Genomic DNA, 20,065 nt, shown 5'->3' with positions numbered 1-20,065 from the left:
AGGACGGGCCCGTGTCAGCCCAGCGGGAGGTACTCGAACCGCTCCACGTGGGCCGTCGTCGTCGTCGGGCGCCCGTTGCTGGTGGCGTACACCCCGATCCACAGCCCGAGAAAGCCGCCGGTCGCGACGGAGTCCAGCGCGCGCCCGTCGACGGTCGCCACCAGAACGGGCTCGCCCTCCCCCGCCGCGGCGAGCAGCGCGTACTCCTGCCCGCGTGCACGCACGACCAGCGCGACGGGGCCGTCCGCATCCAAGGGCAGCTCTCCGAGTGCGGACTCGACGCCGCCTCGGCGCTGCACGGCCACGACCCTGCGGCCCCGCGCACCCTCGGGGCCGGTCACGAACAGCCGCACGTGGTCAGCCTCCGACTGCCGCACCGCGAGGCCCACGTCCTCCCCCGCACCGAGGGCGGCACGCACGAGCGCACGTACGTCGACGTCGACGTGCTGCTGACGCACGCCGAGGAACGCGGGCGTGCCCGGCTCGCTCAGGGTGGTCGGACGCAGCCTCAGCTCCCACCCGTCGGCCCGGGGCGACGCGAACCCGTCGGCCGGCGCGCGAAGGGACGTCCACCGGAGGTCGTCGGGCAGGACCGCGCCGGATGCGGCACCCTGGGCCGCGCCGCGGTGCGCCTGGCCCGCGAACGGAACCTCGACCTCGGCGGGGACCCGACCCGCACCGGGCGCGAGCACGGGCCATCCGTCCTCCCAGACCACAGGTACCAGGAACGTCTCGCGGCCGAGGTTGTAGTGGTACCCGCCGTACGGGCGCATGCCCAGCAGCACCGCCCACCAGCTGCCGTCCGCCGCCTCGACGAGGTCGGCGTGCCCGACGCCGACGACCTCGGACCCCGTGCCGAGGTGCCGGTGCGTGAGCACCGGGTTGCCCTTGCTGCCCACGTAGGGACCGGTCACGGCGTCCGACCGCGCCACGGACACGGCGTGGTGGAACTCGGTCCCACCCTCCGCGGCCACGAGGTAGTAGGTGCCGTCGACCTTGTACAGGTGCGGCGCCTCTGCCCAGACGGCGCCTCGCAGCGCCCCGTTCCAGATGACGTGCTCCGGCCCGACGAGAGCCATGGCGTCGCGGTCAAGCTCGCGCACCCAGACCTCGGTCTGGTCGTGCCACTCCGGCTCACGCGCGAGGCGGGTGCCGTGCACCCATACCCGGCCGTCGTCGTCGAAGAAGATCGACGGGTCGATGCCGTCGGCGTCGACCCACACCGGGTCGGACCACGGCCCGGCCGCGTCGGTCGCGGTCATCAGGAAGTTGCCGCCCCGCGTCGCGTCCTGCTGGTCGACGAGGGTGCAGACCACCCAGAAGACGCCGTCGTGGTGCCGCAGCGTGGGTGCGTACAGGCCGCCCGAGGACGCGATGCCGTCGAAGTCGAGCTGACCTGCTCGGTCGACCACGTGACCGATCTGCTCCCAGCTGACCAGGTCCTCGCTCCGGAGCACGGGCAGGCCCGGGAAGTACTCGAACGTCGACGTGACGAGGTAGAACGATCCGCCGACCCGGCAGATGGACGGGTCCGGGTAGCACCCGGGGAGCAGGGGGTTGCGCGCCACCGTCATGAGGCGACGATCTTCACTTCCACCGTGCGGGGGTCGTCGATCGTGACGTCGTGTACCGCCCCGGTGATGTCGAGCCGCGCGCGGGGCGTGGCCGTACCCGGGATCTCGCGGCGCGTCATGCCCTTGCCGTTGGAGATCACACCACCGGTGGAGTCCTTGGTGCTCGTCCCGGCGTGCGACGCCGCGGCATGTGCGCCGATCCACACCTCGACCTCACCGGGCTCGACGATCCTGACCATGCGACGGTCGGAGAACGCGAACCGCGTGGTCGGCACCGAGAAGGTCACGCGGCTGGAGGCACCGGGCTCGAGCTCCACGCGCGCGTAGCCGAGCAGCGCCGCCACCGGCCGGGTGATCGTGCCGTGCACGTCGTGGCCGTAGAGCTGGACCGCGTCGGCACCGGCCACGGGACCCGTGTTGGTCACCGTCACCGCGGCCGTGAAGGTACCGCTCGACCCCACGGACGCGTCGACGACCAGGTCGGAGTACGCGAACTGCGTGTACGACAGGCCGAACCCGAACGGGCGCAGCGGCGTGGAGTCGGTCGAGGTGACGTCGGACGGCCCCCCGAGGATCGGGTGCAGGTAGGAGTACGGCTGCGAGCCCGAGGAGCGCGGCATCGAGACCGGGAGCCGGCCGGACGGGTTCACCGCTCCGGTGACGACGTCGGCGACGGCCAGCCCGCCTCCCTCCCCCGGGAAGAACGCCTGCATCACGGCACCCGGACGCGCGCCCGGCCCGTCGAGCGCCCAGTCGATCACGTAGGGCCTCCCCGTGAGCAGCACCATCACGACAGGAGTGCCGGTGGCCACCAGAGCCTCGACGAGCTCGCGCTGCACGCCGGGCAGGTCGAGCGACTCCGAGTCGTTGCCCTCACCCACGGTGCCGCGGCCGAACAGCCCGGCCTGGTCGCCGACGACGACGACCGCGACGTCGGCGCCCTGGGCCGCCGAGACCGCCTCGGCGAACCCTGAGGTGTCATCGCCCTCGACGGTGCAGCCCTCGGCGAACACCAGCTCGGGCTGCGCCATGCCGGCCCGGTCGAACGCCCCGCCGAACGCGTCGAGGACCGTCGGAATCTCGAGGCCCATCGGCAGCTCGGGGTGGTGCGGCAGCACGTGGTTCACGAACGAGTAGCAGCCCATGAGTGCCTCGGCGCGGTGTGCGTTCGGGCCGACGACGGCGACACGCGTCGGCGCTGCGGTGCCCCGGTTCAGCGGCAGCAGCCCGTCGTTCGACAGCAGCACGACCGACTCCTCGGCGAGGCGGCGAGCCAGCGCCTGGTGCTGCGGCGAGTTGAGGTCGATCTCCGTCGGCGGCTCGTCCTCGAACGCGTCGGGGTCGAGGAGGCCGAGCTCCTCCTTCTGGGCCAGCGCACGCAGGACAGCCCGGTCCACGAACTGCTCGTCGAGCCGGCCCGCGCGCACGCGGTCCGCCAGGGGCTGCAGGTAGGCGTCGCCGGTGGGCAGCTCGACGTCGATGCCGGCCTGGAGCGCGAGCGCGGCCGCTTCCCCCCGGTCGGCGGCGATGGCGTGCATGACCTGCAGGAACGCAACCGCGAAGTAGTCGGCGACGACGACACCGTCGAAGCCCCACCGCTCACGCAGGAGGGTCGTCAGGTACTCCACGCTCGACGCCATGGGCACGCCGTCGATGTCGACGTACGCGTTCATCACCGACCGCGCGCCGCCCTCGAGGATCGCCATCTCGAACGGGGGCAGGAAGTGGTCCGCGATCTCGCGCGGTCCCGCGCTGACGGGTGCGTGGTTGCGGCCGGACCTCGACCCCGAGTACCCGACGAAGTGCTTGAGCGTCGCGTGGACGCCGGCCTCCTGCAGCCCGCGGACGTACGCCGTGCCGATGGTGCCGACCAGGTACGGGTCCTCCCCGATGCACTCGTCGACACGGCCCCAGCGCGGGTCGCGCACGACGTCGAGCACAGGCGCCAGACCCTGGTGGATCCCGAGCAGGCGCATCGAGTCGCCGATCGCACGTGCTGCCTCGTGCACGAGCTCGGGGTCGAACGTCGCGCCCCAGGCGAGCGGGGTCGGGTAGGTGGCGGCCTGCCACGCGGCCAGGCCGGTGAGGCACTCCTCGTGGACCAGGGCCGGGATGCCGAGGCGGGTCTCGCGCTTGAGGCGGCGCTGCTCCGACCACAACCAGGCCGCACGCTCGCCCGGGTCGACCGGACGCGTGCCGTACACCCGCGTGTAGTGGCCGAGACCGTCCCGCGTCACCTCGCTGAGCTTGCTCGAGGCCTGCTGCCCGGCCGCCATCTCGGACTGCATCGGCGCGACCGTGCCGTCCTGGTCCAGCCAGTAGCCCACGATCTGGGCCAGCTTCTCCTCGAGCGTCATCTGCGCGTGCAGGGCACGCACGCGTTCGGACACCTGGGGCAGTGCAGGTACGACGTCGACCACGGGGCCCGTCTCCTTCGTCATGGCATGGGGTGTGCGTCGCCTCGCGGCGCAGGGACAGCAGGACTGCTCGATGGCGCGGCGACCCAGACGCACCGGCGCCAGGATCGGGGTGTGGTCAGCCCTTGACCGCACCCGTCAGGCCACCGACGATGCGGCGCTCGAAGAGCGTGAAGAACAAGAGGGCGGGGATCATCGACAGCGACGTGAACGCGAGCACGCGGGCGGTGTCCACGGAGTACTGCGACGCGAACGCCTGGACCCCGAGCGGGAGCGTGTAGCTGTTCTCGTTGTTGAGGATGAAGAGCGGGAGGATGTAGCTGTTCCAGCTCGCGATGAACGCGAGGATCCCGACGGTCACCACGCCCGGGATCGACAGCGGGATCACCATCCGGAAGAAGAACCCGAGCCGGCTCGCGCCGTCGATCGACGCCGCCTCCTCGAGCTCCTTCGGGATCGCCCGCAGGAACGGCACCAGGATGATGATCGTCGTGGGCAGGGCGAAGGCGATCTGCGGGAGGATGATGCCCCACAGGCTGTCGCTCAGGCCCAGACCCCGGATCATGATGTACAGCGGGGTGATCGCGACCGTCATCGGGAACATCAGACCGGCGGCGAACAGGGCATACAGAGCGGCGCGGCCGTTGAAGTTGTAGCGAGCGAGCACGAAGCTGGCCGCGACGCCCAGGATCACGACACCGATGGTCGTGCCCAGGCCGCAGATCACGGAGTTGGTGACCTGTCGCCAGAAGATCGAGCTCTGCAGGACCTCGGAGTAGTTGACGAACTGCCACGTCGACGGGAAGCCGGACGGGTCGACGGTGATCTCGGCGTTCGTCCGGAAGCCGCCGATGATGATGTAGAGCACAGGCGCGATGCACAGTCCCACGAGGGCCCAGGCGACGACGTAGGTCGCCCAGCCGGCGCGGCTCAGGCTCGGGCGCTTGCCGCCCTTGAGCGGGCGAGGTGCCGTCGGGCTCAGTGGAGGCGCGGTCGTCGTGACCATCACTTCTTTCCTTCCGTGAGGGCACCCTCGGTGTCACGCCGGAGCACGAACCGCTGGTAGGTCAGGGCCACGACGAGCGAGATGATGAACAGGACCACCGCGACGGCGCTGCCGTAGCCGTAGTTCGCCGCGTTGCGGCCGTTCACCACCATGTAGGTGGCCATGGTCGAGGTCCCGGCCGTGGCGGCCACGTACTGGCCCCAGATGATGTAGACGAGGTCGAAGAGCTGGAGCGCGCCGATGATCGACAGGAACGCCCAGATCCGGATCGTCGGGCCGAGCAGTGGGAGCGTGATGCGCCGCTGGGTCTGCCAGTAGCTCGCACCGTCGATCGCCGCCGCCTCGAAGAGCTCCTCGGGGATGCTCTGCAGACCGGCCAGGAAGAGGATCACCGCGAAGCCGATGTACTTCCACGTGATGATGACCATCAGCGAGGCCATCGCGACCTTCGGGTCGGACAGCCAGTCCACCGTCCAGTCGGGGAGCCCGATCTTGGTGAGCACGTCGTTGACCGCGCCGTTGGTCTGGAGCATGAGGCTCCAGCCCGTGCCGACGATCACCTCGGAGATCACGTAGGGCACGAAGATCAGCACCCGCACGATCGAGCGTCCGCGCATCTTCTGGTTGAGCAGGAGCGCGAGCAGCACCGCGGCCGGGCCCTGGAGCACCAGGGACAGGATCACGATGACGAAGTTGTGCCGGACCGCGTCGTGGAACGTGGTGTCCTTCAGGATCACCAGGTAGTTCTGCAGTCCCACGAAGTCGGTGGGCGGGCCGAAGCCCTTCCACTTGAAGAACCCGTAGTACCCGGCCAGGAGCACCGGGAAGATCACGAACGTGAGGAACATCAGCACCGCAGGACCTGCCAGGAGCAGGACCTCGAGCCGCTGGCGTGTCTTGGACGCGCCGACCCGGTGGACCGGGGACGGCGCCAGGTCGGCGCCGTCCCCGTCCGAGGAGGAACCCCCGGGCGAGGAGGTCACGGCGAGCTTGCCCTCGCCCGAGGAGTCACTCATGGTGTCGTCTACTCCTTCGCCGCGGCGTCGACGACGCCCTGGACGATCGCAGCCGAGTCACCCTGGCCGGCGAGCAGGTTCACCACGCCGGTGTTGAGCGCGTTGCCCACGTTCTGGCCGTACAGCGTGTCCAGCCACAGCGACACGTAGGGGGCGTCGTTGTAGGTGTTCAGGACGTCCACCAGGGCGGGCTCGGTCACGACGCCCTGCGCCTCCTTGCTGGCGGGCAGCGTGTGGAACGCGTTGGCGTAGCCCTCCTGGTACTTCTTCTGCATCGCGAAGTTGAGGAACTTCGAGCACTCCGCCGGTGCGTCCTTCGAGCAGGAGAAGCCGTCCAGGCCGCCCATCATGGCTCCGGCCTCACCGTCGCCACCGCTGATCTCCGGGAAGGGGAACCAGGCCAGGTCGGCCAGCGGCTTCTTGTCCGGCGTCAGGGACGCGATCACGCCCGGGTCCCAGGCGCCCATGAGCTCCATCGCCGCCTGGTGGTTGGCGAGGAGACCGGCCGACGAACCCGCACCCTGCTGAGCAGAGGTGGTCAGGAAGCCCTCGTTGAACGGGTCGGTGTCGGAGAACGCCGCGAGGTCGTCGCCGGCCTTCTGCCAGCACGCGTCGTCGAACGTCATGTCCGCGGCGGCCTTGTCCAGCGTGTCCTTCGAGCAGGCGCGCAGCGCGAAGAAGTAGTACCAGTGCGCGGCGGGCCACGCGTCCTTGGCACCGAGGGCGATCGGGGCGATCCCGGCGGCCTTCAGCTTGTCGACAGCGCCCTCGAGGTCCTCGATCGTCTTCGGGGTCTCGGTGATGCCGGCCTGCTCGAACAGGTCCTTGCTGTAGTAGATGCCGCCCGGGAGGATCGACATCGGCATGCCGTAGACCTTGCCGTCGATCGTGAAGGCGCTGAACGCGGCGTCGCCGGTCGCGGTCTTCGTCGCGTCGTCGACCGCGATCTCCTGCGCCTGCCCGGCCTCGACGACGTCGGCCAGCTTGCCGCCGCCGCGTGCCATGAAGATGTCCGGCGCGTCGCCCGAGTTGAGGGCGGTCTGGAGCTTGCCGTCCATGTCCTCGTTCTGGATGGCCTGGATCTTGATCGTGACCCCGGGGTTCGCGGCCTCGAAGTCCTTCACGGTGGAGTCCCAGTAGGCCTTGCCCTCACCGGTGGTGGAGTTGTGCCAGAAGGTCATCTCCACGTCGCCGCCGGACGTGCTGTCGCCGCTGCCGCCGTCGTCGCCACTACAGGCGGTGAGCCCGGCGGCACCCATCACCATGACGGCTGAGACCGCCAGGAGCTTGCGAGCAATCATGAGATCTGTCCTCTTCGTCGAGTTGCACAGAGTGGAAAGCTGGCCCCTTGCTGGGCGAACTGCTACTGCCACCGAGCATCAGCCCGTGTAGGCCGTGCTGCCCGCACTGCCCGTCACCGACGCAGGTCGGCTTCGGTGCCGGTTCTGCGCCCGCCTTGCAAGGGCGGCACCACGTGGGGCGTGGTGCAGTCTCTTCATCACGCACGCCCGGTCCCCGCTGACGGTGGGCGCAGACGCCACTGTGGCAGCCGTCCCGCCCGATCGTCAAACGTTATCGATAACGTTTTACTAACGGTCCCGTTGAGTCCGGTCGGGCATGCCGGGACGCTCGCGACGTGCGCGCGGAGCTCCGACCCTCCCCGATACTTTCGGAGGGCCTCACGATTCGATAACGTTATCAATAACGTTGTCGACATCCCTGGCGCCTCGTCCCATTCGTGCGTAATCTCCGGCGCGGAGTGGAGACGATCGCGCAAAGGAGCGCTGATGAGACGTGCACGAGTCCTCACCGCGGTGGCAGCAGCTGTGGCACTGGGTCTGACGACGACCCCGCCCGCGCTGGCCGCCGAGACCGGGCCGACGGTGGTCCTGCAGAACGACTTCGAGTCACCCGACCCGGCACCCTGGGGTCCGCGGGGGCCGGTCACGCTGGCGGTGACCGCGGACGACGCGCACGCCGGCACCGGCAGCCTGCTGGTCAGCGGGCGCACCGGGGACTGGAACGGTCCCGCGACGAACGTCGCCACCCTGTTCGACGCCGGCACCACCTACACGGTGTCCGCCTGGGTCAGGCTCGCCCCCGGGACCGTCGGCACGTCGCCCGTGCACTTCACGGTGGAGCAGACGCCGGCCGACAACCAGTACGCCTGGGTGGGCTCCCCCGTCGACGTGACGGCGGACGCCTGGGTGCAGGTGGGCGGCACGTACACGAAGGACTCGGCCGTCACGGCCGCGACCCTGTACCTCGAGGCCGGCGTGATCGGCACGGCGCACCCGAGCTTCCTGGTCGACGACGTGCTGATCACCGCCGCGGACGGCACCGACCCCGTGCCCGGCGTCGTGCCCGGGGGTGCCGTGAACCCGACGGTCACTCCCGTGACCGCCGCGCGCGGCACCGGCGACGTCGCGGCGCTGACGTTCGACGACGGCCCCAACGGCGCGACCACCGAGTCGCTGCTCGACTACCTCGGCGAGCAGGGCCTGCACGCGACGTTCTGCGTGATCGGCCAGAACATCACCGCGCCCGGCGGCGCCGCGGTGCTCCAGCGCATCGTGCGCGAGGGCCACACCCTGTGCAACCACACGACCAGCTACGCCGACATGGGCAGCTGGACGCCGGAGCAGGTGCAGGCCGACCTGGTGGAGAACCTGCAGATCATCCGGGACGCGCTGGGCGACCCGAACGCCAAGGTGCCGTACTTCCGGGCGCCGAACGGCAGCTGGGGCCAGACGCCCGGTGTCGCGGTCTCCCTCGGGATGCAGCCGCTCGCGGTGATCAACACCATCAGCGACTGGGAGACGCAGGACGTCCCGACGCTGACCACCAACCTGCGCGCGGCCATGAAGCCCGGACAGGTGGTGCTCACGCACGACGGTGGCGGTGACCGCTCCGGCACGCTCGCGGCGGTGCGCACCGTCGTGTCCGAGCGGCTGGCGACCGGCTGGCAGTTCACTCTGCCCGCGGGCGGGTCCGACGACCCGGGCGTCCCCACCACGTCGCTGTCGACCGGGTTCGAGGACGGTCTCGGCGTGTGGGGCGCACGCGGCAACGGCACCGCGCCGATCGTCGCGACCACCACGGCGGAGGCGCACGGCGGCACCCAGGCGGCCTCCGTCTCCGGCCGCACCGACACCTGGCACGGCCTCGGCGCACCGGTGACCGGCATCTTCCAGGCCGGCCGCACGTACCAGATCTCGGCGTGGGTCAAGCTCGCCGCGGGCGAGACCACTCCCGCCGACGTGCGGATCAGCGTCCAGCGCGAGAACGCCGGCTCGTCGTCGTACGACACGGTTGCCACGGCCACCGGGGTCACGGCGGACGCGTGGGTGCAGGTCCAGGCGTCGTACACGATGGCGGCCGCCGAGAGCGCGCTGCTGTACGTCGAGACGGCGTCCGGCACGCCCTCGTTCCTGGTGGACGACATCGTGGTGACGGGCTCGACCGCTCCGCCGGTCCAGCAGGACATCCCGTCGCTCCAGGATGTGCTCCCGTGGCCCGTCGGAGTCGCCATCGACGCCCGCGAGACGGTCGGCTCCGGGGCTGAGCTGGTCACCAAGCACTACGACCAGCTCACCGCCGAGAACGCGATGAAGCCCGAGGCCATCCAGCCGACGGAGGGCACGTTCACGTTCGACGCGGCCGACGAACTCGTCGACTTCGCGCTCGCGCACGGCATCCGCGTGCACGCGCACACCCTCGTGTGGCACAGCCAGACGCCGGACTGGTTCTTCCAGCACGCCGACGGCACACCCCTGACCGACAGCGCGGAGGACCAGGCCCTGCTGCTGGCCCGGATGCGCACGCACATCGAGACGTTCGCCGACCACTACCGCACGACGTACGGAGAGTTCGGCACGCCCGGCAACCCGATCGTGAGCGTCGACGTGGTCAACGAGGTCGTCGCCGAGAGCGAGTCCGACGGGCTGCGCCGCAGCGCGTGGTACGCGACGCTCGGCCCGGCCTACATCGCGGACGCGTTCGAGATCGCCTCCGGGGCGTTCAACGGCGGCGACCCCGACGGCCCGGTCCAGCTGTTCATCAACGACTACAACACCGAGCTGCCCGCCAAGCGGCAGGCGATGTTCGACCTGGTCGAGGGCCTGCTGGCCGACGGCGTGCCGGTGGACGGCGTCGGGCACCAGTTCCACATCAGCCTGTCGCAGTCGGTGGACCAGCTCCGCACCACGCTCCAGACGTTCGCCCCCCTGGGCGTGCTCCAGGACGTGAGCGAGCTGGACGCGCCGATCGACGGCACGGTCACGCAGGAGAAGCTGGTCGAGCAGGGCTACTACTACGCCAGCGTCTTCTCGATGCTGCGGGAGTTCCCGGACCTGTTCGCGGTCACCCTGTGGGGACCGTACGACAGCCGGAGCTGGCGTGAGGGAGCACCGCTGCCGTTCGACGACGACCTGCAGGCCAAGCCGGCCTACTGGGGCATCGTCGACCCGACGCAGCTGCCGACCCTGACCCGGCAGGCGAACGCCCCGCAGGCGGACGCCCCGGACAACCTGCAGTGGAGCCTGCTGCCGCTGCAGACCATCTCCGGCGGGACCGGGTTCCAGCTGCGCTGGTCGGCCGACCACCTGTCCGCGTACGTGCACGTCGTGGACGCCACGGACGACGGCGCGGCGGACTCCGCGACGTTCTTCGGCTCGGGCGACCCCGTGGTGGTCACCCGCGAGGCGGGGACGCCGACGGCGGACGGCTGGACCGCGGTGGTTCAGCTGCCCCTGTCGGCGCCGGGCGCCGTCGGGACGACCGTCCCGTTCGACGTGCGGGTGGCCGACGGCAGCGGCGGGCTGGTGTCCTGGAACGACCTGGCCCACCACCAGGAGACCGGCGGCCCGCTGGGCGTCGTGACCCTGGTCGAGCCGGTCGGCTTCGTGGCGGTCCCCCGGGCCTCTGCCGCGCCGACGATCGACGGCACGGTGGACGCCGCCTGGGCCGACGCCGCCGTGGTGCACACCGACGTGCAGGTCGAGGGGACGCCGGGTGCGACCGCCGACGTGCGCCTGCTCTGGCACGACGACCGCATCGACGTGCTCGCGCAGGTCACGGACCCGTCACTCGACGCGACGAGCACCAACGCCTGGGAGCAGGACTCGGTCGAGATCTTCCTCGACCCGGTCAACGCCAAGTCCGGTCCGTACAACCCGGCCGACGGGCAGTACCGGATCAACTACCTCAACGCGGTGTCGGTCTCCGGGGACCTCGCGGTCATCGGCGACCGGCTGACCAGCGCGACCGCGGTGGTCGACGGCGGGTACGTGGTCGAGGCGTCGATCTCGCTCGGGCACGCCGTCACGGTCGGTGACCTCGCGGGCCTGGACTTCCAGGTCAACGACGGCACCGCCGGGGTGCGCGGATCGGTGCGGACCTGGTCCGACCCGACCGGGCGCTCGTACCAGAACACCTCGCGGTGGGGCGTCGCCCAGCTGGTCGCCCCCGTGACGCCGGAGCCGTCGGCGCCGGTGGTCACCGAGCAGCCGTCGTCAGTCACCGGTGCCCTCGGGTCCGAGGTCACGCTCACCGCCGCCGCGTCGGGGTACCCCGAGCCGACGGTCCGGTGGCAGGTGCGCGGCCGGTGGCCGTGGCAGTGGAAGGACGTGCCCGGGGCGACGTCGACGACGCTCACGGTCACCCTGACCGCGCGCTCGGACGGTGGCCGGTACCGGGCGGTGTTCACCAACAGCGAGGGCTCGGCCACCACCGAGGTCGCCCGGGTGCGGATCACCCGCGCGGCCCCGGTCGTCACCGTGCAGCCCACCTCGGTCACCGCGAAGGCGGGCTCGAAGGTGACGCTGACGGCGGCCGCCACGGGCTACCCGGAGCCGATCGTGCGCTGGCAGCAGCGCACGGGCCACGGCGGCTGGCACTGGGTAGGGGGCGCGCACCGGACGTCGCTCACGGTGAAGGTGGGCAGCAAGCCCACCGACTACCGCGCGGTGTTCACCAACCCCGAGGGGCGTGCCACGACGGCCACGGCCACCGTGTCGCCCACGCCGCGGGGCCGGGGCTGACCAGCCTCGTCTGCTGACCGCCGAGGGCCCCGGATCAACCTCCACTCCGATCCGGGGCCTTCGGCTTGCCCGCTCTCAGCTCCTACCGCGCGCCTGCCACGTGCACACGCAGACCTCGTTGCCCTCGCGGTCAGCCAGGACCCAGAACGCCGGCGCCCGCTCGTCGCTGACCAGGTGGCCGCCGGCCGCGACCGCCGCAGCCACGCGCGCCTCCGCCTGGTCGTGCGCCACGATGACGTCGAAGTGGATCCGGTTGCGCTGCGGCCGGGGCGAGTCCATCTGCTGGAACCAGATCGACGGTCCGATGCCCGCCGGGTCCACCAGGTCCTCGGCCTCCGTCACCTTGTAGCCCATCACCGCCGCCCAGAACGGCCGTACGGCTGCGATGTCGAGCGCGTCGACGGCGATCTCCAGCATCTCGCTGCGCGGCACGTCGCCGGTCACCCCGAGCTCGTCGGCCAGCGCGCTCACGGTGGCGGCGAGGTCCACGTCGCGCTGGGTCAGCCCGCCGGCGTCGTGGCTCGTGGTGGTCACCGTCACCTGCCCCCAGCGCAGGACCACGTCGGGGTGGTGGTCGGCCGCGTCCGCGGCGGCCGCGATCCGGGCGACGAAGGCGGCGGCGGTGCTGAAGTCGGGCGTCGCGAAGGTGGCGCGCAGCGACTGGAGGAGGACGCGCCAGTGCCGGGAGTCGACCGCGGCGGTGACGTCGGAGTGTCGCAGGAGCGTGGTGTCAGCCATCAGTCCACCCTGCCACCGGCCGCCCACACGTGCGCGCGTCAGTGTTGCAGCGCCGCCTCCTCGGCCGAGTCGGCGCCCTCCCGGATGTGCCGAGTGACCCACGGGGCGAGCGCGAACATGGCCGCCGCGAACACCAGCGCGATCAGGCCGATGACGCCGAAGTACGCCGTCGGCCCGACGTCCGGGGTGGACTGGATGACCTGCGCGGCGATCGCGTTCCCGGCCGACGGCGCCAGGAACCACAGCGCCATCGCCTGCCCGCGGAACGCCCTCGGGGCCAGCAGGGTCGTCGCCGCCAGGCCCACCGGCGACAGGCACAGCTCACCGATCGTCTGGATCAGGTAGACCACCACCAGCACCCACGCGGGCGTCTTGGCGCCGTCGGCCAGCCAGGACGCACCGGCCAGGAACACGAAGCTCAGCGCGGCGAACGTGAGCCCGAGCGCGAACTTCACGGCGGTGGGCGGGCGGTCGTCGAGCTTGATCCACAGCCACGCGAACACCGGCGCGAGCAGGATGATCGCGGCCGGGTTGACCGACTGGAACAGCTCGGGCGAGATCGTCAGCCCGAGCACGGTCAGGTCGGTGTTGTCCTGCGCGTACGAGGCCAGCGTGCTCGCCGCCTGCTCGAAGATCATCCAGAAGATCATCGCGGCGACGAACAGCGGGATGTACGCGCGCAGCCTCGTCCGCTCGTGGTCGGTCACCTTGGGCGACCGGAACATCACGATGAAGGTGGCGACCGGCGCGGCGAACGCGAGGTAGGAGATCGCGTCGATGAACGTGGGCAGCCCGAACTCGCCCTGCACGAGCCGCGCGACCACCACCGCGAGCAGGATCCCGCCGAGGACCACCAGGAACAGCCGGACCACCCCGGGACGGTCCTGCCGGGTCAGCGGGTTCGGTGGCACGTCCCCGGCACCGCCGAGGTACTTGCGTCCCCCGACGAAGAACACCAGGGCGATCGCCATGCCGACCGCGGCGACGGCGAACCCCGCGTGGTACCCGCCGATCGCCCGGGCCGCACCCACCAGGAACGGGGCCGCCAGCGAGCCGATGTTGATGCCCATGTAGAAGATCGAGAAGCCGGAGTCGCGACGCGGGTCCTCCCGGTCGTACAGCTCCCCCACCATGCTCGACACGTTCGGCTTGAGCAGGCCGGTGCCGAGCGCGACGCACACGATGCCGAGGTAGGAGAACAGCGCCTGCGGCACGGTGAGGAGCACGTGGCCGGCGGCGATGATGATCCCGCCGTACAGCACCGACCGCCGCGCCCCGATCACCCGGTCGGCCATCCAGCCGCCCAGCACGGACAGCAGGTAGACCGACGCGCCGTAGATGGCGACGAGCGCCTCGCCCGACGTCTGCTCGATCCCGAGGCCGTCGTTGGCCAGCGTGTCGGTCAGGTAGAACAGCAGGATGGCGCGCATGCCGTAGTAGCTGAACCGTTCCCACAGCTCGGTGCCGAACAGGGTGAACAGACCCATCGGCTGACCGAAGAAGGCGCGGTCGCCGGGCAGCGTGTCGGCCTTGCGAGCGGGCGCCGAGCCCCCCGCGTTCGCGTCGCTCATCCGCCCATCGTGTCCTTGTGCCCCGCGGGCCACCACCCCGGGCTCTCGGGCGGCGGTTCGGCGGTCCCCCGGCTACCGTCGCCGGGTGCCCTCGATCCACTGGTTCCGTCGCGACCTGCGGCTCGCGGACAACCCCGCGCTGCTCGCCGCCGTCGAGGAGGCACGGGCAGCCGACGACGATGTCGTGCCCCTGTTCGTCGTCGATCCCGCCCTGTGGCGCACGGCGGGTGCGCCGCGGCTGGCCTACCTCGCGCGGAGCCTCCGGGCGCTGGACGAGGCGCTCGACGGCCGGCTGGTGGTCCGCCAGGGCGACGCCGCCGACGTGCTCCCCGCGGTCGTCCGCGAGGCCGGCGCGCCGAGCGTGCACGTGACGGCGGCGACCGAGCCGTACGGCCGGCGTCGCGACGAGGCCGTCGAGCGGGCGCTGGACGTGCCGCTGGTCCGCACCGGGTCGCCGTACGCCGTCGCGCCCGGCCGGCTGACCACCCAGGCAGGAACCCCGTTCCAGGTGTTCACCCCGTTCCGCGGCGCGTGGCTGGACCACGGCTGGTCGGCACCGGCGCGGCGACCGCAGCGCGTCCCGTGGGCCGACGTCCGCTCCGACGGCGTCCCCGACGAGCCCGGGACCGACGTGCGCCTTCCCCCGGCCGGCGAGCGCGCCGCCCACACCCGCTGGACCGCCTACGTGCACGGCGACCTCGCGGAGTACGCGACGCTGCGCGACCGCCCCGACCTCGACGCCACCTCGATGCTCTCGATCCCGCTCAAGTACGGCGAGCTGCACCCGCGCACCCTGCTGGCCGATCTCGCCGCCGCCCAGTTCGACGTGGCGACCTTCCGCTCCGAGCTGGCCTGGCGGGAGTTCCACGCCGACGTGCTCTGGCACCACCCCGGCGCCGCGCAGCGGTCGCTGCAGACCGTGGTGCCGGAGGACTCCTGGGACGACGGGGACGCCTCCTTCGCGGCGTGGGCGCAGGGCCGGACCGGCTACCCGTTCGTCGACGCCGGGATGCGCCAGCTGCGCGCCCTCGGCTGGATGCACAACCGCGTGCGCATGGTGGTGGCGTCGTTCCTGGTCAAGGACCTGCACGTGCGCTGGCAGCGGGGCGCCCAGCACTTCATGGACTGGCTGGTGGACGGCGACGTGCCCCAGAACCAGCTCAACTGGCAGTGGGTCGCCGGCACCGGCCGGGACGCCGCGCCGTACTTCCGGGTGTTCAACCCGGTCACGCAGGGCGAGAAGTTCGACCCCGACGGCGCCTACGTCCGGCAGTGGGTGCCGGAGCTGCGCGGGATCCCGGGGCGCGCCGTGCACCAGCCGTGGAAGCTGGGGCTCGAGGCGCCCGAGGACTACCCGGACCCGATCGTGGACCACGCGGTGGAGCGCAAGGTCGCCCTCGACGACTTCCACCGCGGGCGCGACTAGGCGCTCGGACGTGACGCCGGGAGCCCGAACCCCGGCAGCACGGAGTCGTCGAACCGCGTCAGCGCGCCGACCCCGTCGTCCGCGAGCGCGAGGACCAGCAGGCCGGTCCCCCGGCTCGAGCCGTCGGGTCCCCGCAGGTACGTGCCGAACGCGGGCTGACCGTTGGCCCTGGTCGCGACCAGGTCGAACCGACGACCCGGCGCCAGGATGCCCGCGCAGAACAGGGCCGCGAGGTCCCGGCCGACGTACTCGTACGGCATCGGCGGCATGGAGATGAACACGTCGTCTGTCAGCAGGGCGACCAGGGTGACCACGTCCGAGGACTCGTAGGCGCTGACGAACCTCGCCACGAGCTCGTCCGCACCCTCGGACGTCGGCGGCGGCGCCGACCCGCGCACCCGCAGGGTCGCGCGCGCACGCTTGAGCGCGCTGGTCACCGACTCGACGGACGCGTCGAGCATCTCGGCCACCTCGCGCGCGGGGAACCCCAGGACGTCGCGCAGGACGAGGACCGCGAGCTGGCGCGGCGGCAGCACCTGCAGCGCGGTCACGAACGCCAGCGAGATCGCCTCGGACCGCTCGTAGCGGGCCTCGGGACCCAGCGGGGCCTCTCCCGCGCCGCCCAGGAGGGCGTCGGGGAACGGCTCGAGCCAGACGACCTCCCCCAGGCTGCTCGGCTCGATCAGCTCCACGCCGGGCACGTCCCAGGCCCGGGCAGGGCGGCGGGCGGCGGCGCGACGAGCGTTGAGGCAGCGGTTCGTGGCGATGCGGTAGAGCCACGTGCGCAGCGACGACCGCCCCGAGAAGCCGTCGAGGCCCTGCCACGCGGCGAGCAGCACGTCCTGCAGGACGTCCTCCGCGTCGTGCAGCGACCCGAGCATCCGGTAGCAGTGCACCAGCAGCTCGCGCCGGTACGGCTCCGTCAGCTCGCGGAACGCGTCGTCGTCCCCCGCGCGCGCCCGCACCACCGGGTCGATCGTCTCGGTCATCCCGCCTCCCGTGATCCCACTCTCTCGCGTACAGACACCGGCCGGTGCGCGAACTGGGCGGTCCGGCGGCGCCCAGTTCTCGCTCACCCCGGGGTCTATACGGCCGACGGCACCGGTCAGGGCCGTCGCACACCACTCGGAAGAGGTCGGACATGTTGCTGCAGGACAAGGTTGCGGTCGTCTACGGCGCCGGCGGCGCCATCGGGAGCGCCGTCGCGCAGGCCTTCGCGGGCGAGGGCGCGACCGTCTACCTGACCGGGCACGACCAGGCGGGCGTCGACGTCGTCGCCAAGGAGATCGTCGCCGCGGGCCACCACGCCGAGGCGGCGCAGGTCGACGCGCTAGACGAGCGGGCCGTCGACGACCACCTCGAGCACGTCGTCGCGACGTCGGGCCGCGTCGACATCTCGTTCAACGCGATCGGCATCCCCGACGCGGACATCCTCGGTCTCCCGCTCACGGAGGTCGATGTCGCGCAGTTCGCGCTGCCGCTCGCCGCCTACACGACCTCGTACTTCCTCACCGCGCGGCTGGCCGCGCGGCGCATGGTCGCCGCGGGGTCGGGGGTGATCATGACGGTCAGCGCCCTGCACTCCCGGATCGGCATCCCCCTGGTGGGCGGCTTCGGGCCGGCGCAGGCGGCCAAGGAGGCGCTCACGCGGGCGTTGTCCGCCGAGCTGGCGCCGCACGGCATCCGCGTGGTCGGCCTGCGGCCGCAGGCGATCCCGACGACGCGCACGATCCGGCAGGCCTGGGAGCCCCGCGCCGCTGCCTCGGGGACGACCTGGGAGCAGTGGCAGGACCTGCTCGCGTCCCGGACGCACCCGCGCCGGCTCATGCGGATCGAGGAGGTGGCGAACGTGGCGGCGTTCCTCGCGTCGGACCGGGCCAGCGGGATGACCGGGACGACCGTCAACCTCACGATGGGCAGCCTGGACGACTGACGACCGGGCGGGGTCCGCCGGACCCCGCCCGCACCCGGGCTCAGACCGTGACGAGGTCGGCAGCAGCCGCCTCCTCGAGGGCCGCCGGGGTCGCCGCACCCGTGTTCCGGAAGTGGCCCATGGTCGCCAGCACGAGCCCCAGGAGCGCCCACGACGCCAGGGCGACCCAGAGCTGCGTGGTGTCCGCGCCCGGGAAGTACGACTCGTCGCGCAGCAGCGCGGCGGCCGCGCCCGGCGGCATCCACTGGCCGATCGCGCCCCACGGTGCCGGCAGCATCTGCCAGGGCTGCGCGGCCGACGCGATCGGGTTGGCGACGAGCAGGAAGAGCACCGGGCCGATCGCGATCCCCGGGCGGCCGACCACCGACACGAACCCGACGATCACCCCGGCGATCGCGAGGATGGCCAGCGCGACGATGCCGGCGTTGACCGCGTACGAGCCGGCCAGCGCACCGAACCACCCCTGCAGCACCCCCGCGACCGCGAGCCCGCCGAGTGCCGAGTAGGCGACCACGGCGGTCACCCGACGCCACACCCCGACCACCGTGAGCGAGATCGCGATGCCACCGATCATCCCGCCGATGACCAGCGGGAACGTGACCGCGCCGAGGATGGCGCCACGGGGGTCACCCTCGAGCAGAGGCACCAGGTCGGTCACCGGGACCGGCGCACCCACCTGCGCCTGGAGGGCCGGAGCCAGCGCGCCCAGCTGCTGGGCGACGAGCGGGCTCGCGCCGGAGGCGGTGAGGATCTCGGGCTGCACCCCGAGCACCACCGCGCCGTAGACCTCGCGCGTCTCGATCAGGTCGACGGCGGAGCTGCGGTCCTGCGCGGCCACGACGTCGAACGCGCCGGGCGCACGCTCCTGGAGCGCCTGGGCGAAGGGAGCGACCGCGGCGGGCGGCCCGGCGACGGCGACCGGCAGGTCCCGCGGCTCGGACGTGACCGCCGGCCACAGGAAGGCGAGCGCCAGCATGGTCAGGACGGCGGCGAGGCCGGCGCCGAGGCCGAGCAGGCGTCGCGACGGGGTGTGCGGCTGCGTGTGCATGGCAGTTCCTCTCGTCTAAAGCGAACGTTCGTTCTTCTAGACGATCGTCGTGCCGGCGCGCCGTGCTTGTCAAGAACGATCATTCGTTTTTATGCTGCAACGTGCCCAAGGTCACCGAGGAGTACCGAGTCGCCCGGCGGGACGAGATCGCCGAGGCCGCGCTGCGGGCGTTCCGCCGCAAGGGGTTCCAGGCCACGTCGATGGCGGAGATCATCGCGGAGTCCGGGCTGTCCGCTGGCGCGATCTACGGCCACTACCCGAGCAAGGCCGCCATCGTCGTCGACGTCGCCACGCGAGTCGTGGGGTCGAGGATCGCGGACCTCCAGCACCTGGCGGACCAAGACCCGCTCGCCGCACCGCCGACCGTGCCGCGCACCCTCATCACCGGCATGCGGCACGAGGTCGGAGACCCCTCGGTCCTCCTGCAGCTGTGGGGCGAGGCCGTCACCGAGCCCGAGCTGCGCGCGCTCGTCCTCGACGTCATCCTGCAGCTGCGCGGCGCGCTCACCGCCTACGTCTCGGCCTGGCACCAGCGCACGCACGGCGTGGCGGTCGACGAGGCCGACGTCCTCGCCGCCGAGCAGGTCCCGCTGCTGATCTCCGCCGTGCAGGGCTACGTCCTGCAGTGGTCGGTGCTCCCCGACTTCGACCCGGACGCCTACCTGGCCTCCGTGGAGAAGTACCTGCCCCGCTAGGGGATCTGGCTCGCGCGGAACTCGTCCTCGAGCAGCCCCATGAGGATCCCGTCGCACCAGCCCTCGCCGTCGCGGTACGCGTCCCGCTTACGACCCTCGATGCGGAACCCGAGGTTCTCGTACAGGGACTTGGCGCGCGCGTTGATGCTCAGCACGTCCAGCTCGACGCGGTGCAGGCCCAGGCCGTCGAACGCGAGCCCGAGCATGAGCTGGATGGCCTCGGTGCCGTACCCGCGCCCGCGGTAGCCCGGTCGCATCGCGAGCCGCAGGTTGGCGGAGCCCACGACGTCGTCGATGTCGTTGAGCACGATCTCGCCCAGGTACTCGTCGGACCCGTTCACGGTGACCGCGAGGTCGATCCGGCCCTCGGCGGAGCTGATCGCCTCGCACCAGGCGTCGATCTCCGGACGGGTGAACACCGCGGTGGTGCCGGTCAGCCGCCGACCGTCGGGGTCGCTCACCGACTCCCACACCGCGTCCGCGTCGTCCGCCCGGATCGGTCGGAGCACGATCATCTCGCCCTGGAGCGTGGGCTTCTCCATCGCTGCCTCCTCGTCCCCTGCTCACCAGCGGCGAACGCTACGGCCAGGGTATGGCGGG

14 protein-coding genes are annotated in these 20,065 nt (G+C 71.8%); 4 read left to right on the top strand and 10 right to left on the bottom strand.

Features of this window, described 5'->3' with window-relative positions:
• Positions 1-14 precede the first annotated feature (14 nt).
• The 5 genes from ACO06A_RS14110 to ACO06A_RS14090 form a co-directional block, all read right to left on the bottom strand.
• Positions 15-1,574: a glycoside hydrolase family 43 protein gene (locus ACO06A_RS14110; RefSeq protein WP_421732863.1), complete on the bottom strand. Its 1,560-nt coding sequence runs from the start codon at positions 1,572-1,574 to the stop codon at positions 15-17.
• A complete protein-coding gene (locus ACO06A_RS14105) occupies positions 1,571-4,015 on the bottom strand; it encodes a beta-glucosidase family protein (protein ID WP_421732862.1) in 2,445 nt (814 codons plus the stop codon). Before ACO06A_RS14105 ends, ACO06A_RS14110 begins: the two co-directional genes overlap by 4 nt.
• Before the next feature lie 94 nt (positions 4,016-4,109).
• Positions 4,110-4,997 carry a carbohydrate ABC transporter permease gene (locus tag ACO06A_RS14100; RefSeq protein WP_421732861.1) on the bottom strand — a complete coding sequence of 296 codons (888 nt, stop codon included), beginning with the start codon at positions 4,995-4,997 and terminating at the stop codon, positions 4,110-4,112.
• On the bottom strand, positions 4,997-6,013 hold the full coding sequence (locus tag ACO06A_RS14095; RefSeq protein ID WP_421732860.1) for a carbohydrate ABC transporter permease: 1,017 nt from the start codon (positions 6,011-6,013) through the stop codon (positions 4,997-4,999). The genes ACO06A_RS14100 and ACO06A_RS14095 overlap by 1 nt, the downstream gene beginning before the upstream one ends.
• A gap of 8 nt (positions 6,014-6,021) precedes the next feature.
• Positions 6,022-7,314: an extracellular solute-binding protein gene (locus ACO06A_RS14090; protein ID WP_421732859.1), complete on the bottom strand. Its 1,293-nt coding sequence runs from the start codon at positions 7,312-7,314 to the stop codon at positions 6,022-6,024.
• Positions 7,315-7,800: 486 nt separating this feature from the next.
• Here ACO06A_RS14090 and ACO06A_RS14085 point away from each other — a divergent pair, with 486 nt between their 5' ends.
• Entirely contained in the window at positions 7,801-12,054 is a 4,254-nt protein-coding gene (locus ACO06A_RS14085; RefSeq protein ID WP_421732858.1) for an endo-1,4-beta-xylanase, read from the top strand.
• Positions 12,055-12,129: 75 nt separating this feature from the next.
• Here the strand turns inward: ACO06A_RS14085 and ACO06A_RS14080 are convergent, their stop codons facing one another.
• A complete protein-coding gene (locus ACO06A_RS14080) occupies positions 12,130-12,792 on the bottom strand; it encodes a VOC family protein (RefSeq protein ID WP_421732857.1) in 663 nt (220 codons plus the stop codon).
• 38 nt (positions 12,793-12,830) lie between these two features.
• A complete protein-coding gene (locus ACO06A_RS14075; protein WP_421732856.1) occupies positions 12,831-14,363 on the bottom strand; it encodes a peptide MFS transporter in 1,533 nt (510 codons plus the stop codon).
• An 85-nt stretch (positions 14,364-14,448) separates the two neighbouring features.
• On the opposite strand from ACO06A_RS14075, the gene ACO06A_RS14070 reads away from it, so the two are divergent.
• On the top strand, positions 14,449-15,789 hold the full coding sequence (locus tag ACO06A_RS14070; protein ID WP_421732855.1) for a cryptochrome/photolyase family protein: 1,341 nt from the start codon (positions 14,449-14,451) through the stop codon (positions 15,787-15,789).
• Here the strand turns inward: ACO06A_RS14070 and ACO06A_RS14065 are convergent.
• Positions 15,786-16,778, bottom strand: coding sequence for an RNA polymerase subunit sigma-70 (locus ACO06A_RS14065; RefSeq protein ID WP_421732854.1), 993 nt, complete (start codon positions 16,776-16,778; stop codon positions 15,786-15,788). The two genes, ACO06A_RS14070 and ACO06A_RS14065, sit on opposite strands and share 4 nt — an antisense overlap.
• A 152-nt stretch (positions 16,779-16,930) precedes the next feature.
• Between ACO06A_RS14065 and ACO06A_RS14060 the strand changes: the two genes are divergently transcribed.
• Positions 16,931-17,722, top strand: a complete 792-nt coding sequence (locus tag ACO06A_RS14060; RefSeq protein WP_421732853.1) for an SDR family NAD(P)-dependent oxidoreductase — start codon at positions 16,931-16,933, stop codon at positions 17,720-17,722.
• A gap of 40 nt (positions 17,723-17,762) precedes the next feature.
• Here ACO06A_RS14060 and ACO06A_RS14055 read toward each other — a convergent pair whose 3' ends face one another.
• The gene (locus ACO06A_RS14055) at positions 17,763-18,770 is read right to left on the bottom strand and encodes a hypothetical protein (RefSeq protein ID WP_421732852.1); all 1,008 of its coding nucleotides are present in this window, start codon (positions 18,768-18,770) and stop codon (positions 17,763-17,765) included.
• A 62-nt stretch (positions 18,771-18,832) separates the two neighbouring features.
• Between ACO06A_RS14055 and ACO06A_RS14050 the strand changes: the two genes are divergently transcribed.
• Positions 18,833-19,465, top strand: coding sequence for a TetR/AcrR family transcriptional regulator (locus tag ACO06A_RS14050; protein WP_421732851.1), 633 nt, complete (start codon positions 18,833-18,835; stop codon positions 19,463-19,465).
• Here ACO06A_RS14050 and ACO06A_RS14045 read toward each other — a convergent pair.
• Positions 19,462-20,007, bottom strand: a complete 546-nt coding sequence (locus ACO06A_RS14045) for a GNAT family N-acetyltransferase (protein ID WP_421732850.1) — start codon at positions 20,005-20,007, stop codon at positions 19,462-19,464. The genes ACO06A_RS14050 and ACO06A_RS14045 overlap by 4 nt on opposite strands.
• Positions 20,008-20,065 lie beyond the last annotated feature (58 nt).

Origin of the sequence: Cellulomonas sp., from assembly GCF_965229465.1 — a bacterium.
In the GTDB taxonomy this organism is placed as follows: domain Bacteria; phylum Actinomycetota; class Actinomycetes; order Actinomycetales; family Cellulomonadaceae; genus Cellulomonas.
This window is presented reverse-complemented; position numbering and strand designations above follow the sequence as displayed.